Source organism: Microcoleus sp. LEGE 07076 (assembly GCF_015207455.1).
Lineage (GTDB): Bacteria > Cyanobacteriota > Cyanobacteriia > Cyanobacteriales > Microcoleaceae > Microcoleus.
Window position 1 is genome coordinate 1 of the sequence record NZ_JADEWV010000049.1, and the last position, 16,739, is coordinate 16,739.

At 47.4% G+C, this 16,739-nt stretch carries 6 protein-coding genes; 1 reads left to right on the top strand and 5 read right to left on the bottom strand.

Annotated elements, in window-relative coordinates; genetic code table 11:
- From IQ270_RS10840 to IQ270_RS10855, 4 genes are all read right to left on the bottom strand, one after another.
- The coding region (locus tag IQ270_RS10840) for a DUF4347 domain-containing protein (RefSeq protein ID WP_193973231.1) at positions 1 to 2,107 on the bottom strand (2,107 nt) is incomplete at its 3' end.
- A 584-nt stretch (positions 2,108 to 2,691) separates the two neighbouring features.
- Positions 2,692 to 5,970 (bottom strand): DUF4347 domain-containing protein, encoded by a 3,279-nt coding sequence (locus IQ270_RS10845; protein ID WP_193973232.1) that lies wholly within the window; start codon positions 5,968 to 5,970, stop codon positions 2,692 to 2,694.
- A 1,002-nt stretch (positions 5,971 to 6,972) separates the two neighbouring features.
- Complete coding sequence (locus IQ270_RS10850; RefSeq protein WP_193973233.1) at positions 6,973 to 7,470, bottom strand: hypothetical protein; 498 nt, start codon at positions 7,468 to 7,470, stop codon at positions 6,973 to 6,975.
- Positions 7,471 to 7,932: 462 nt separating this feature from the next.
- Entirely contained in the window at positions 7,933 to 9,426 is a 1,494-nt protein-coding gene (locus IQ270_RS10855; RefSeq protein ID WP_193973234.1) for a hypothetical protein, read from the bottom strand.
- Between the two features lie 176 nt (positions 9,427 to 9,602).
- Between IQ270_RS10855 and IQ270_RS10860 the strand changes: the two genes are divergently transcribed.
- Positions 9,603 to 11,264 carry a glycosyltransferase family 39 protein gene (locus IQ270_RS10860; protein ID WP_193973235.1) on the top strand — a complete coding sequence of 554 codons (1,662 nt, stop codon included), beginning with the start codon at positions 9,603 to 9,605 and terminating at the stop codon, positions 11,262 to 11,264.
- A gap of 736 nt (positions 11,265 to 12,000) precedes the next feature.
- Here IQ270_RS10860 and IQ270_RS10865 read toward each other — a convergent pair.
- Entirely contained in the window at positions 12,001 to 16,566 is a 4,566-nt protein-coding gene (locus tag IQ270_RS10865) for a response regulator (RefSeq protein WP_193973236.1), read from the bottom strand.
- Positions 16,567 to 16,739: the final 173 nt, after the last annotated feature.

Sequence of the window (16,739 nt, forward strand, 5' to 3'; positions counted from 1 at the left end):
GTGTGGGAGTTGGTGTGGGTGTGGGAGTTGCGGTGATTGTACTTGTGAATTCAAAAGCGCCGATATCCACGATCGCACTTCCATTATTATCACCATCTTGAGGGCGACTCACGCCGCGCTGATCCGCAGCCGGCGCGCCCGCAGCAGTACCCGTATCGATGGCGGGACTTCCTGCTAGCAGGGGCAGCACAAAAGCGCCGTTAATATTTTGTAAAGCGCCGAGTAATGGATCGGCGATCGTCACAGTTGCCGTAACATTATTATCGTTAGGATCGCCCGTCGTCAGTTTAGCGGGAAATTGCAGATTATTTCCCCCATCAATTAATTCTCTTCCAGTTTGGTATTTAACTTTAAAAGGATTGCCGGCCGTATTGCTATCAAAAATCGAATTCTTGACAGTAATTGGCTGATTTCCAAAAGTCGCAATACCGCCTGAATACTCCCCAGCCGTGTTCTTGGCTAAAGTCGAATTGACAATATTAGTGGAAAAAGAATCTCTGTTGCCGACAACTATCCCCCCGCCCTGTTTAGCAGCGGTGTTTCCGGAAAATGTACTGTTGACAATGCTGACATTTCCGTCTTCTCCCAACCACAAACCGCCGCCGTTATCATCGGCTGTGTTGTTGGCAAAGGTGCAGTTTGTCACAGTCAAATCGGCATTGCCGTGGCGGACTCCACCGCCTGAACCTCCACTTCCAGATGAATCTTTTACGGCTTTGTTGTTAATAAAAGTGCTATTTTCCAAAACCACTTTATCTGGAGGATAACCAAACAAAAATGCTGCACCTCCTTCTTTTGAGCCGATATTGCCGTCAAAAGTGCTGTTGCGAATAATGATGTTGCCACCGATCGCATCGTTAGTCAATTCGCTAGCACCATCGACAAAAACTGCCCCGCCAACCCCTTTCTCTGTGCGGTTGCCGGTAAATTTAGAATTTTCGATCGTCATGCTGCCCAACAGGTTATTAACAGCCCCGCCGTAGCTGCCTTTGTTGTTGGTAAATTCGCTATCTCTGATAGTCAAAGAACCGCCGCTTTTAGTGGCGATCGCCCCGGCGCCGCGTTCGGTATTATCCGCTAGGGAACCGTCATTTTCGCTAAACTTGCTGTTAATTACAGTAGTCGTGCTGCGGAAACCTGTATAAACGCCGCCGCCGTAACCGGCAACATTCTTATTGACTTGGCAATTTTCTAAGGTTAAATTGCTGTTACCTCCGGTTAAAATGCCGCCGCCAGCGCTAGTTGTTTCGTTATTCGGATCGGTTCCAGAGACTTTGCCGTTGGCAACAATCAGGTTTTTTAGAGTAACATTGGTTGAACCTTCGGTGAGGATTACCCGCGAAGTGTTGTTGCCGCTGATGGTTAAATTGCTAGCACTAATTGCGTCAATTGTCAAGTTTTTGTTAATGACAAGTTGACCGGAAGTGAGAGCAATTGTTTGATTGGCAAGACTGGAGGCAAATTGAATAATATCGCCGGCTGCTGCGGAGGCGATCGCACTTCTCAAAGAACCGGGCCCACTATCATTATTGTTGGTAACGGTAACAGTCGCTAAAGTCCCTCGGTAATCGGCCATAGTCTCTGGAGTCAAGGCACTGGATGCTTCAATATCACCCTTGGTAAACTCCAAATTCCAGTTACCAGTGCGACCAGTGCGATCGCTAGATGCCGCAATATCAGCCCCGGTTAACTCGCCCAGGCGATCGACAAAATTAGCCCCGTCACCCGCAGCCACATCGCAACCGTAAAGCATGATATCAGCTTTGTCGCTCAGCGCATTTCGCCACCCTTGCAACTGGCTGGCATATTGCGGCAAACTATCCGCATTCAACATCGCAGAACCTAACTGCAAGCTGCCAGAATTGCCGTGAGAAAAAATGTGAACTTCGTCTAAAGTTCCGCCCGCAGCAGCGATGGTTTGCAGCTTCGCAGTAATCTGCTCGACTCCGTTGCCATTTTTATCTAAAATGATAACTTCTGCATTCGGAACCGCGCCGCCCGCCAGAGTTTGATAGTCATCTAAGTCCGAGTCAATAAAGACAATAGATTTAGGACGAGAATTGCGGACAACAGATTGTGAATCAATACTGGCAAAACTTGAACTCATTTCGCATACCCCTATGAGAATGTTGGCTATTTGCTAGTAGATTCACCTGAAAAATAGAAAAACTTTGAAATTATCTCAGGAAAGCATTTGTAGCGCTGTCCGCCAAGAGCGAGTATTGTACAGGGATGTTTTCATTATAGAAAAAATTACGAAAAATCCATATTTGGTAGGGGCGGGTTCACCCAAATTTTTACCACCAACCAATAACTTCAATAAACCCGCCCCACCCCAACGACTAAATGGAATTAATTAGCAATGAGTAAGGTTCGTAGTGCGGACTAAAGTCCGCCATCCATAAGCTGTTCAGAATTTAAACTGTATGTCAAAAAAAATAAAACAATGAGTGGGGTGGGCTTATACGCCCTGAATATGCAATGTTTATTTGCGCGAGACATTCTTATAGAGCGGACTAAAGTCCGCACTACGAACCTTACATTATATGAAACGATTTTCTAGTAACTAACACTAGGCGTGACAGGCGGGAGAAAATCTTGAGTTTCTCCTCAAAACATTCATCCCGCCCTGCACCCTAGCCGATGTTTCACTGCTGGTAAGGTGCGCGTTGCACACCCTACCAGAGACAGTTATATAGTTACCTGAGTGAAATCGCTAGCGCCGAGAGAACCGGGAACACCGTTCAGCGTCGCTAACAATTGATTGCTGCCCGTCACGTTAATCAAAGTTTGATTGTTGCTAGACGTAATGCTGAGTTGATTGAAACTCAAACCGGGAGCCAACCCAATCAAATCCTCGCCCTTGCGGAAATCAGTAATAATGTCGCTTCCCGCACTTTTAGTCAGGAAAAACACATCACTTCCCGAACCGCCGGTCAAAGTATCATCCCCAATATCGCCGCTGAGGAAATCACTTCCAGCACCGCCGATGAGCAGATCGTTACTCTTGCCGCCGTAAAGCGTATCGTTGCCGGTGTTGCCGTAAACCGTATCATTTTCATTGTTGCCGAACAGCAAGTCGTTGCCCTCACCGCCATCAAGACTATCGTTGTCTTTGCCGCCGTAAAGCGTATCATTTCCGGCTTGACCAAACATCAAGTCTGCACCTTCATTTCCGAAGGCAATATCGTTGCCGTTGCCAGCATTAATTGTGTCATTTCCTAAGTTGCCAAAAAGCTCGTCGTCACCATCTTCACCGAGCAAGATATCGTCATCTTTGCCGCCAAAAATGGTGTCGCTGCCAAAGCCGCCGGCAACAGTATCTTGGCCTAAATCTCCCCTCAAAAAGTCGTCGCCTTCTCCGCCAACAACAGTGTCATTATCTTTGCCGGCGTAGACGGTATCGTTGCCAGCGCCACCAGAGATGAAATCATTGCCGGTATTGCCGAAGATGGAATCGTTATCTGCACCTCCATCAATGTTGTCGTTGCCGCCCATGCCGTAGAGAGTATCGTTACCGCCAAGTCCGTTAATCGACTCGTTGATGCCGCTACCCATGATGAAATCGTCAGTGTTACCGCCGTTGAGAGTTTCTTGGACGGGGTTGGGGACGATCGCACCAGAGTCGAGTTCTGGGGCGTTGAGGCCATCGAAGGGGGAACCATCTGCCACCGGAGTTGGAGTCGGCGCAGGAGTCGGCGCGGGCGTTGGAGTCGGCGCAGGCGTTGGAGTCGGCGCAGGAGTCGGCGCGGGAGTTGGAGTCGGCGCAGGAGTCGGAGTCGGCGCAGGAGTCGGCGCGGGCGTCGGAGTCGGCGCGGGCGTCGGTGTGGGAGTTGGCACGACTCCATTGGTGTATTCAAAAGAGCCGCTGTCAACGATCGCCCCTGGAATGGTATCACCGTCTTGAGGGCGAGTCACACCGCGTTGATCCAAAGCAGGTGCGCCACTTGCAACCCCTTTATCAATTGCTGGACTTCCGAGCAGCAGAGGCCTGACGAAAGCGCCGTTGATGTTTTGCAAAGCGCCGAGTAAGGGATCGGCGAGCGTCACGCTGGCCGTCGCATTGACATCGCTGCCGTCATTGGGGTTTTTGGGCGGCCACTGAAAATTCCCTCCTTGATCGCTATATTGGGCGGTGACGTGTTGCTGAATTCCCCAAGGGTTTCCTCCGTTAGCCGCTGTATTTTTGGAAAGAATCGTGTTTTTGAGCGTGACATCATTGGCAGCGGCGAAGATACCTCCACCAACCCAGCCGGCGCTATTATCGGCGATCGTCGTGTTGACAATAGTTGTGGGTGCACCAAGAGCCATTGCACCGCCGAGTTTGCTGAAATCACCAGCAGCAAACGCGGTGGAGTTGCCAGAAAACGTACTGTTAGTTATCGTAGCAGGGGCATTTCGCATCCACAGGCCACCACCTTGATTGTTGGCTTTGTTCCCCGCAAAGCTAGTGTTGGTAATCGTCAATCCCTGGTTGGTGCTGTCGCTCAAAATCGTTACCCCACCACCATTTCCAAGATTTTGATTCTGGGGGGCGCCTGTTAGCGCCATAATTTCGTTATTTTGGAAGGTGGTGTTTTCCAAAATAACCTTGTCTTGGTTGCCGGTGAACAGATAAGCTGCGCCTCCTTCACCTCGACCTTTATTGTTCTGAAATACGCTATTGGTAATCTTGATTGTGCCGGAAGCTTCGCTCGGACTGCTGGCTCTGTCTGTGTAAATAGCGCCACCGTTACCCCTTAAACCAGGATTACCTTGGCCTGATGCGTAAGAGGCTGCGCTGGTGTCGTTACCGATGAATCGCGAGTTGTCGATCGTTAACTTGCCCTGAAGGCTATTAATTGCCCCACCGTTAATTCCTTTGTTGTTGGTGAAGTCGCTGTTGGTGACAGTAAAAGCTTTGGAACTCAAAAAGCCGATCGCACCTGCACCGCGTTCGTCATTGGCTGCGGTGGCTGTGTTGCCGTTAAACTTACTGTTCGTTACTGTCAGGGTATTGTTGAAATTGCCAAAAATTGCACCGCCACCTTGATCGGCAACGTTATTATTGAACTGAACATTTTCTACTGTGATGCTTACTTCGTCCGTTGTACCGATCGCGCCGCCTCGATCGGTAGTTTTGCCGTTGACAATAGAGAGATTTTTGACGGCAAAATTTGTAGCAGTCACCACATTTGCATTGACAAAAAAGGCGCGGGATGCGTTGTTGCCGCTGATGGTTAAACCCGCTGCTGCTGCGCCGTCAATCGTAATGTTTTTGCCAACAGGAATATCGAGTTGGCCACTGGTAAGGGTGATGGTTTGGTTGGCCAAACCGGGAGCGAAGGTAATTGTATCGCCGGCTACAGCGGATGCGATCGCAGCTCTCAAGGAACCAGCACCGCTATCGCTATTGTTGCTTACCACGATAGTAGCTAAATCACCTTGGTAATTTGCCATCGCCTCCGGCCCCAAGGCTAAGTTCGATTCAATTTGACCCTTAGCAAATTCTAAGTTCCAGTCGCCGTTTTTGCCGGTGATGTTGGTGGATGCAGCAACATCAGCCCCGGTTAATTGGCTGAGTTTGTCAACGAAATTAGTGCCTGTACCCGATGCTACATCGCAGCCGTAGAGCATGATGTCTGCTTGCGGGGCTAGTGAAGTCTGCCATTTTTCTAACTGGCTTTTGTATTGCTCGATGTTATCTGAACCCAGAGCAGTATTACCCAGTTGTACGCTGCCCGAACTACCGTGAGAAATGATATGAACCGAGTCGATCGCCCCGCTGGTTGAGGCGTATTTTTCAATTTCCGAGGAGATTTGTTCGATACCATTTTTGGTGCGATCGAGTATCACTACCTGCTGGCCCGGCAGCACTCCTGCTGCAATTGACTCGTAATCTTCGACACCGGAATCAATGAATACTAACGAACGCGATGGCAGCTTTTCAACAGAAGACTTTGAATTTATTTGAGCGAACGTAGAACTCATATTACCTACTCCATTATGGGCATTGTTGGTAGACGGATTTTTCGATTAATCTTATCAGCCTTGTTTGAACACATATTAACATCATTCTTTGAAATAACACAACAATTTTAACTCAGATATTTAATTTATTTTTTTCCGGACTCCACTTACTTATGCTTGTAGTTACTCGAATTTTTGCTGAAAATTGCGCTAAATACATATAACACAAATATAGGAAATACAACAAAAATCCTGCTTTTTTTCAGCAGGATTTTTTCAGCCTTATTTGGCTGGGCATACCGATAATTACAGGCATTGGGGCATGGGTTTCAGGGGAATTTCCTACTTAGTAAATCCTCTAAATTAGATTGAGTATTTTGATTGGAGTCTAATACTTTGGGTAGACGGACAGGGAGCATCTTTGTTGTGGGTTAATGCCTGCGAGATCGCAATACTTCCCACGGGTTCTATCGTCTAGCGAGTGGAGACGTTCACGTTATAAAAAATCGGCGGTGCCAAAATTAGATGCTCCCGACTGAGAGGGCAATCTCGCGTCCATAGCTGTACTAGACTTCTACTAAAAAGCCTGTTAAGAGTAAGCAGTATCCCAGGACGATCGCGATTGCGTTGAAGTCTCCAAGATCGAGTCTAAAATGGTATTCTACTAAATTCGGGTTTTTCACGCCTTTTTATGAGACGGCGGTTGAAACTGCTGCCATAGCAAGGAAGCCAGACTCGGCTGCCATAGAAATAAACCTGATATTTAACCCTGGCTTGGTATTAGATATGCTTTGAATCTGCTAGATTTTAGAGACGCTAAAATACAGATGCCGATTTTATTGTGTGGCATTTACTAACATTCAAAACAGTCTGATATTAAGTATGGGTTAATTGCTGGCAATCAAGTTGTTTGTGTGCTGGCGAGGATATTTTGAGGACTTCTGTCCGTCGCTATCAACTATGAGAATTTGCGCTGATAATTGCATTCAACTTTGTCGCCCGAAGCCGGTTCCACATCCTCAATTACATGACTCTCCTGATTAGCAAACAGTCGTGAAGCGAAGCTATCCCGAAGGGAATCGCCCACCGGACTGCGAGCGTGTCAGTATCTCGATCGGCATAAAACCAAGCCAATCCGCTTTTGTCGATCGGCAACTGTGCCAAAATAGTTGCTAGCAACCCGCAGATTCGGCGAAAAAACCCGGTTTCTTGGTGGGCGAGTGCCTTCTGGAGTGTTGTCAATTGGTTTTGGCACGGTTCGAGGTAATCTGAAATGCTGCTATAAATTGTCCAAATTTTGTCAATCTCTCTCAGGATAGAGGCATATTTTTGAAGTGCCGAAGTAACTTGCTCGATGCGATCGCAGCTACTCAACTTGACTAAAATTAGTGCCAGCGCCACCAAAATCTCAGAGATAAAATATCCCCCGCCATCAATGCTGGAGTTGTTGAATACACAGCTTTTGGATGGGACATTTCGGTATTCCGAGGCAGGATTGGTTTCCGTCAAAGAAGTGAACATATTCCTTCCTCCAAAAGGGTGTTTAGTGGTAGATACACCCTAGGAGTCAAATTGCAGGAAACTGACAGCCACCTTGTTTGTGTTGCTCATGTCCATGTAACCCTTTTATTAGTTTCCCCTATTTGTTTGGCGCTGCCATCCGCGATCGCACGGAATTTATATTTTTCGTATTTTCCCAAATTGCTTAGTTGACCGTAATTACCGATGGTTATTCTATCCTGTAGGTAACACCACTTTAAAACCAGAATACAACTCGGTAGCCCGTCCACCAAAGCCTTGGCCGGTCAATCCTATCCCAAATCTCAAATCTCAAATCTCAAATTGTATGAGAGTCTGTGGCGCGGGTAAATGTATCATATCAATTCCGGTTGCACTCCTCATGATGTTAACTGTTAACTGTTAACTGTTAACTGTTGACTGTTAACAGTGAATTTACTATTCCGATGAAGAGAGGATTTGATATCAGTCTGTAGCAGATGGCGGTTTCTTGCCTGCATTGCGAATATTAATAATCTTGTTAAGCGCCTCGAACCAAAAACTAGCTCCCATTGAAATAGCTACGCCACTCAATATCCAACCTAACAATTTTCCGATCAAAGCCGGCAACAACAAATTACCCTGCGCGTCTACGTCTAACCTGTTCGGTTCAGTCCATCCCAAAGGCAGAGCTACATTATCCAAAGCTCGATCGACATCCTCTTGAACTTTAGTCAGATTTGTTAAATTATCTAATTTAGTGTTAGCATTTTTTTCAACCAACTGTTGAGCATACAAATTAACAGTCGATCGCAGCATCGAATCCTTCGACAACCGATTAACAATATTAATGCTATCAGCATTAGCAGCAATGGCGATCGCAGTTCCCAGCAAAATCGCCACCCCTCTAGAATTCCGCTTGTAAACACCTGAAGCGCGCTGCATCGATTGGTCAAACCAAACTTCAATTTCTTGCTGAAACCGCTGCAACTGCTCTTGAGTATCTCCGCCTCCTTTTTCAGCGCGCTGCGCTAAAATATAAAGGCTGCGTTTCAAAGATTCTGGCATACTCTCCAAAGTTTTTTGAATTTCTTGATAAATCGGACTGTTCTCTTGCTCCTCCATAATTTCTGCTACCGCATCCTGAGTTTTTCTAAATTTTCTAACGGCATTTAACAAATTGCTCGCACTTGGTTGCAGTTGCAATCGCAGCGCTTCCCGCTCGTATTCGCTATCAAAAGTAGCCTTAACAAATGCCATCTTTCTTTGAAACTCTCTCCCTCCCAGCTCGGTTTCTGGCAAATAAACCTGAGAATCATTAATATAAAATCCTAGCTTTTGAGACATCCGATCCAAACTGTTGTTCAAGCTACTCAAATCGTTTTTATAATCTTCAACAACTCGATTAAACTCCGCAGTCAGCCAGCCAAATTCTTGATCGATAATTGGTTTTGTAGACTCCTGAAGATTCAGACCCTCTCCAATTGCTTTAATTTGTGCCAACTGTAAATCCTTAAATCGTTCCAATCTGGTTTTAGATATCGCCCGGATCAAACTAGAAATCTTTAAAGTATCCAAAAGGCTAGCCGAAAAACTCTGTGCAGGAATATAAGAAGGCCCAGTATAATTATTACCGAAAACATTCTTAGTGCCAGTAACTAGGCAGTAAAACTCGCCCATACGGTGCGTAACAGAGCGAAATCCCTGCGATAAAAGCCCTTTCGCTCCCTGATTCAAATCCCTGATAATCGGATTGGCGTAAATTAAATTAGCAAACTGTTCCACTCGCTGAAATTGCAGCGAATCTTTCGCGCCTTCGCTGCCGCTAGAAATCAGCACTTCGATCGATTTCTTTAAATGTTCTGCCCGCCACTGCAAAACAGTAGCAATCAGTTCCTGAATTTCTGAAGCTAGCAAGCTTAAAGTCAGATAAATAAACACTAAGCCAATGATAATATCTATAATTACAGGCAAGTTCATGGTATTTTCCCGATCGCAAATAACTGCTGTCTAAGTTTACCCGCTGTTTGCGACACTAAAAACTCTATTAACACCGGTGTCTCAAAAACATCCAACCGCAGAGCCCAGCTCGGAACCCTTAATTTATCAGTGATTCCCAATTCTGCAATTCTTCAATTCTTCAATGGTATAATTTTATGTCAAAAATCTTGCCATTCTCGGGCGGCAAACCGAAAACTCGCTTGAATGACATTTGGACAGACAAACTGTGGATGCTGGCTTTGCTGTTGGCTGCGGTGCTGATTTTCGGGCTGAATCTGGGCGGCGCGGCGTTGCGGGATTGGGATGAAGGGATTGCAGCGCAGGTAAGTCGCGAAATTTGGGGCGGCAATTTAAATTGGCTGTATCCGACGATCAGCTCCGTGCCTTATTTGAACAAACCGCCCCTGATACACTGGCTGATCGGACTGTGTTTTGCCAACCTCGGCGTCAGCGAATTGACGGCGAGGTTGGTACCGGCGATGCTGACGGCCACTTCAGTGCCCATGCTTTACGCCATTGGGCGGGAGCTGTTTCCTCGGCGCTCGATCGCCATTTTTTCGGCGCTCGTTTATCTGACGCTGCTACCGGTAGTGCGGCACGGACGTTTGGCGATGTTGGACGGAGCAGTTTTGTGTTTTTTGCTCGTCTCCGTGTGGTGTTTGCTGCGATCGCGCCGCGACTTGCGCTACGCTTTGGGGGCGGGGATCGGGTTCGGACTCATTTGTTTGACTAAGGGCGTGATGTTGGGGCTGCTGCTGGGCGCGATCGGCTTAGTTTTCCTGGTTTGGGATACCCCGCGACTCCTGACTTCTGGGTATCTTTGGGGCGGATTGGCGATCGGAACTTTCCCCGTAGCTGCTTGGTATTTTGCCCAATGGCTGCACTACGGTCAATATTTCATCAACGCTAATTTACTCGACCAATCTTTCAGGCGCATTTGGCAACCCGTGGGCAATCACAAAGGCCCGCCCTGGTATTATCTGTTAGAAATTTTAGAATCAGCTTGGCCGTGGCAGTTATTTTATCTGCAAGGACTGTATTTGAGTTGGGAAAATCGCAATTTTCCCGGACCCAAATTAGTGTTGGTTTGGAGCGGATTATATCTGCTCGCTATTTCTGTGATGAATACGAAATTGCCTTGGTATGTTTTGCCAGTTTATCCAGCTTTGGCTCTAGCCGTTGGCAGTTATCTCGCTGAAGTTTGGGAGCAAATGTCGCTGGCACCAGAGCCGATAAAAGATGAAGCAGAAGAACATTTTGATGCTATTTCTTTATTGCCTCATCCCGCAATTTTAGCAGTGGTGGCTGCAGTTGCTGTCGTCGGCTGCGCCTACTTCAGTGGCTTGGTACGGCTTGGGGGACAAATTGTATCCTCGCAGCAAGATATACAATTAATGCTGATATTTGTCGCTTTGACAATGACAATGGCAGCCGTCTTGCTGCACCGCAAAGACCGACAGTTTCTATTAGTTTTAATTTGGGGAACTTACGTCGCGCTGTTGGTGTTTGTCGCTTCCGATAACTGGGTTTGGGAACTGGCGGAGGATTATCCGGTTAAGCCGATCGCCGAAATTGTCCGCGAAGGAACCCCAATCGGTCAAGAAGTTTTTACTTCTCACCGCTTCCCCCGCCCGTCGCTAAATTTTTACAGCCAGAGGCAAGTTATTGTAGCCGACGCGCCTACACTGAAACAGAAATGGCAATCTCTCCCCCAACCTTATTTTCTGTTGGAAAAACCTGTTCTCAAACATCTAGCTTTGGAGAATGCTGAGGTTGTAAAAACAGCCGAAGATTGGGTTTTGGTAACACGAAAATAAGTTTGCCAGTCACAAACCCGGTTTTTAACCAGAAAATTTGATTGCAGCACACAAAAGCCATCAAAAACCCGGTTTATTGGGTTTTGATATCAAATCCTCTCTTCATCGGAATGATTCAGATATATATTCTCTCCCTCTGTGTACTCTGCGTTCTCTGTGGTTAAACCATTCCGATGCAACCGGAAACGATATGATGCGTCCGGGACTGAATTATTTAACATGATTGTGTCCGGGGCAGTGGTGAGGATTAGGGAACCACTTACACTTAATTATGCCACCGGATAGCTTTTCATTCCTTAGCAGGAGTGTGCCCTGCCCCGAATAGATCGAGGTTGAGATTGAGGGCTACTTTCGCAGCGTAAGCAAGGTAAAAAGTACAAGGTATTGATATAGAGAATATTACTATTTTAGCAATTAGATTGTAATCCATAATATGTAGGGATTTTCTCAGTAACATCAGGTGTTCTCGCGGCCCGCTCCGGGCATGGGGCATTGGTAACTAATATCGTTTCCGGTAGCATCGGAATGATTGAACCGGACCTAGGGCGCAGAGAACACAGAGGAAGACAAGAGAGAGATGAATACAGAACTATGAAGCGCGGATTTGATCTGACTCGATTTTATAATTCCGATGCTACCGGATTTGATATAACGACAACAGTCAACAGTCAACAGTCAACAGTCAACAGTCAACAGTCAACAATTCCGGTTTGAGTGCAACCGGAATTGATATTACTTAACAATCAACATACTGCCGTTCTATTTTCAACGCCGCCTCAACTCTTTGATACTCGGCTTCAACCTGTTTTAAAAGCTCGCCAGCGGGAGCAGGTAAAGCTTGGTTGGCCTCTATTCCGATGCGGCCCATGATTTCGAGTTGCTCGCACAGCTTAAATAAAGGCAAAGCACCGAGAGTGCCGCTAATCGACTTCAAAGAGTGAGCATCTCGCCGCAAAGCCAGCGGATCGGTGCTCCTGATGGCCGTAGAGATGCCTCGCAGCAGTTCGGGAGCTGTTTCGAGGTAAATCTCGATCGCCTCGTCCAAAGCTTCCACATCTCGCAGTCCCTCTATAATCTTGGCACTGAGGGAATCGCGGCTTTCTAAAAAAGCCCGATCGAGATTTGATTCAACGCACTGGGCGACTGCGGGCGAATTGACAATTGTCTGTTGTGCATTTGTCGCAACAGCCCCATTCGATCGCACTTCTAATTCACTGGTTTCTGCTATCTGTTCAATTTGCGAGTTTACACAAACAATCCCCCCCATTCGATCCAACTCTGGGCGCGATCGAGATTTACACGCGCTCAAAGCTCGAACCAACTCCTCAATTTCGATCGGCTTGCTCAAATAGTCGTCCATCCCCGCAGCTATGCACTCTTCACGATCGCCCTGCATCGCATTTGCCGTCATCGCCACAATCCAAGGGCGAGTCAATTTTCGATTTGTGATTTGTAATTTCTGGTTGTGACATTGCTCATCTGTCAATTTTCGATTTGTGATTTGTGACTTCTGGTTGTGACATTGCTCACCATTTATTGATGAAATTTCTGATTTTTCACTAGGATTTCCTGTGGATTTTAGATTGTTAAACTGCTGGTCAATTGGTGAAGCTTCTGATTCGGCTGCGGGATTTTCTGAAGTTAAATCTGCTGAAAATACCTCACGGATGCGGCGCGTAGCTTCCAAACCGTCCATTTGCGGCATTTGCACGTCCATCAACACCAAATCGTAAGGCTGGCGGTCCAAAGCTTCGAGCACTTCGATACCGTTTCCCGCAACATCCGCGCGATAGCCCATCCGCTGCAAAATTTGCAAAGCCACCTTCTGATTCACCAAATGATCGTCAGCCAACAGAATCCGCAGGGGTAAGCGGTCTGCCAGCACGGGTATGCTTTGGAGGAAAGGCCCGAGAAAAGTGCGCTGGCCTTTAATTTCAGTTACTTGTTGTTCCTCAAAAATATTGATTAAAACATTGTAAAGCTGAGATTGTTTGATCGGCTTGTTCAAAAAAGCAGCAAAATCCACCTCAATCCCAGAGTTGTTAATTTCTTGTCTGCCGATCGAAGTTAGCATCACTAGCGGCAACTTTTCGCAATCAGGATACTGGCGAATTTTTGCAGCTAAAGCCAACCCGTCCATTTCCGGCATTTGCATATCCAAAACTGCTAAGTCAAACACCTCTTTAGCAGCGAGCCAATCTAAAGCCAAACGAGCCGAAGCTGAAGCTCTAGCCACCATTCCCCAAGACTGAGCTTGCATAGTCAAAATTCTGCGGTTGGTAGCATTGTCATCGACAATTAAGACTCGCTTCCCAGCTAATTCCGGTTGAGAATTGCTCGAGTTAACTGGTAAGGAACTGTTGCAGGCACCAACGATCGTACTGAAATAAAAAGTAGAGCCGGGGGATTGGGGATTTTCGTCGCTCGGCTTGTTGCTGAGTAGAGATTTGTTAGAGAAATATTTTTCAGCAATTTCACAAGATTCTCCCCATCCCAACTCAAAAACTGCCGCTTTAAAGTCTGGGGGAGGATTGCCCGCAATACAACCCATACTTTCCACCCACATCCTGCCTCCCATCATTTTGGCCAAACGCTTGCTAATTGCCAAACCCAATCCGGTACCGCCGTAGTGCCTGGTCGTGGAAGAATCTACCTGGCTGAAAGATTTAAACAGCCGATCCATGCGATCGCCCCGAATGCCGATACCGGTATCTTTGACCGCAAATTGTATTTCGTATGCTTGGTTAATTGGTAGCGGTTTGCCATTAATTGCTGGCGGTTCTGGAGGATTTGCCGACATTGAAATCTTTTTTGCCCTCGCCGAAACCACCACTTCTCCAGTTTCGGTAAATTTAACAGCATTGCTGAGCAAGTTGATTAAAATTTGCCTCAAGCGGGTGCTGTCGCCGATCGCCGTTGTCGGTACCGAGCGATCGATCAAGTAAGCCAATTCCAGTTTTTTTTGTGCAGCCTTAGTAGCCACCAAGTCAAGAGATTCCTCAATGCAAGCGCGGATGTCAAACGGATGTTCCTCCAATTCCAATTTGCCCGACTCAATTTTCGAGAAATCTAGAATATCGTTGATCAGCGTCAGCAAGGCATCGCCGCTGCTGCGGATAGTTTCTACAAAATCGCGCTGTTCGCCAGTTAAGCAGGTATCCAACAGCAAACCGGTCATGCCGATGACTCCGTTCATCGGAGTACGAATTTCGTGGCTCATTGTGGCTAAAAATTCGCTTTTGGCTTTGGTAGCCGCCAGTGCTTCGTCGCGAGCTTTTGCCAAATCTATGCCTGTTTGCTGGCGTTCGAGTTCGCTTCCCACCCACTGAGCCATCAGTTTCACCAACTCTCTGTCTACAACCCGGAACGGTTCTGTCAGAGGACTCGGAGAAATGAAGCACAGAGTCCCGTAAACTTCACCTGTCACCGTCACCGGAATGCCCATGTAAGCTTCGACATTGAAGGCTGGAGCGTCGTCGGTGCTGAAGCACAAAGCCGCAAACCGGGCTGACTCAAAGTACATCGGTTCTTTTGCCATTGCTGTAGTCGCGCAAAAGGTTTTTTTGAGATCGTAGATTTGTGTTTTCTCGATCGACCTGTCAGCACACTCAACAGCCATGATTTGATATTTTTCTCCTTGAATGCGCGACAAAATTCCCACCGACAGACCTAACTGTCGGCATCCCATCACCAGCAGTTCTTGGAGGCGCAAATCAAAGGCAGAGACGAGGCCCTGCGGGTCTGTACGGGGAGCCGAAATCACTTGGTACAAAGATTTAATTGCAGCTTCGCTTTCTCGCAGTTCTTGTTCTGTTTGCTTGCGGACGGTGATGTCGCGGGAAATGCCGATAATTTCTTGCACCGCACCAGTTTCTAAATTACGGATCGTGCGGCTGGTGGTTTCAAACCAAATGTATTTGCCATCTTTGCGCCGGATGCGGTAGCTGACGGTATAAGTAACTGGGAGGGCCAGGACTTTCGAGTGAGCTTTGGCGATGGTTTCTAAATCGTCGGGATGAAAATAATCGTTGGGGAAGCCACCGACGAGTTCTGAAGGTTCGTATCCCAGCAAAGCGTGGCTGGCGGGCGACACGTAAATAAACACGCCTTCGGGGTTGTGTCTGGTGATCATGTCGGTTGAGTTTTCTGCCATCAACCGATAGCGGTCTTGGCTCTCCTCGCATTCGACTTGAGAATTACCCAAGGCTTCTAGCATTCGGTTGATTGCGCCGGCCAAGCTTGCGAGTTCATCTGTTCCCCTCATATGAACGCGCAAGTCTGGGTCGCCGTTGGCTGCGATGTTGCTGACGCTGGTGCTTAAGTCGGCCAATCTCGCCAAAACTAAGTTTTCGAGCAACAGCAGGGCGATCGCGCTAAATACTAAACCTACGGCCAGTATTGATAAGGTAAAAAGATCCAAGGTAGCCTGACCTTGGCGGTAGATGATCCGGTCTGCCTCTACTCGCAGCAGCAGAGCTAGGTTTCCTCGGATGTCGCGAATCAGGGCGTATCCTGCCACTACGCTGTCGCTGAGCGACTCTACTAAAATTTCTACTGATTTGAGGTTGGAAATTTTGAGTTTGAGATTTTCCAAATCCTGGAGCGATCGGGCGATCGCCTTCGCGCCTTGTCCGGAGTAGTTCGCTGCTCCAACTTTAAAATCTAAACTCGGCAATCGAAAATCCACTGACAGGTGAGTCAGTTCCGAAAGCAAACCTATTTCGCCGTTGTCGAGGTAGCGTGCGAAGATCAGCGTCCCCCGCGACGGCCCTTGAGCGTTGCTGTTCAAGATGGGCTTTGAGGCAATCAGCAGCCTAGCTTCTGGCAGGGTGAGGACGCCTGTTTTAGTGGCGGGGCCATCGCCATCGACTGTCGATGAGTCGAGCAGGGCGTCCGTCAAGTGCTGTTTAAAGCTTTCAGGAATCGGGATTTCGGTTTGGGACTTCAAGTCAAAACCTTTGCTGAAAATCGTCTCACCCTTGGAGTTCAGCAGCACCAATAAGTTTAGTCTCAACGAAACAAATGTCGAATCGACGAAATTTGACTTGACAAATTCCTCGTTTCGTGTCTCTACATAAGAGTAAGTATCGTCCCACTCGGCGTAGTCATGGGCGCTGATGTCTAAATTCGACAAGTCGTCATCTAGCGCGTCCAAAGCCCGCGCGACATCCTGGCGGACGTACTGTGCCTCCAGGTTGTGGAAATCGTGCAGCAAGATGGTTGATGCAGTCGCATAGAGAACCACAATTAGGCTGATTAGCGCTGCACCGATGATTAATAGTGTTTTTTTTCGGAGTTCCATGGCGTCGCCCCCTCACAGTGCTACTAGGCAACTAGCCTGGGCAGAATTGATACGTAGGTTGTTTAGCATTGGCTCGACAGGGCCTGCGTGTTTTGACTGTTGTTGGCCCACTGGCAAAAGTCCTCAGTATTTCCAAGGTATCCGCTATGTCGCCCCCACATAAGTGTAGTATT